The organism is Spiroplasma sp. Moj (genome assembly GCF_016082285.1).
GTDB classification, from domain to species: domain Bacteria; phylum Bacillota_I; class Bacilli_A; order Mycoplasmatales; family Mycoplasmataceae; genus Spiroplasma; species Spiroplasma phoeniceum.
In genome coordinates, this window is the sequence record NZ_MQTY02000090.1 from 1 (window position 1) to 340 (window position 340).

The following is a 340-nucleotide window of genomic DNA, read 5'->3' on the forward strand; positions in this document are numbered from 1 at the left end:
TTGAATTCAATTTGCATATATAGATAATATGGGAAAGAGTTTGTTATTANATGAAATCTTGTATGTCTTGGAAGATAAAGCTTAAAAATGTTACCTTGCTAAGAAATTATATATATTGTATTTAAGNACCGTTGCAAATATAGCTAAAATGTGTAAGCGATTTTGTTTTAACTGATTGCCAATTATTCAATAGAATATGGAACTGATATGCTGGAAATTTCACTGAAATCGGTTAATTTGCAAAGAAGTTGTTGAACAAGATGTTTTATAAATTGGATAAAGAACGTGGAAGACAGAGACAAGTANAGGAATNNTNNNTANATNGNCTGNATGCATATTC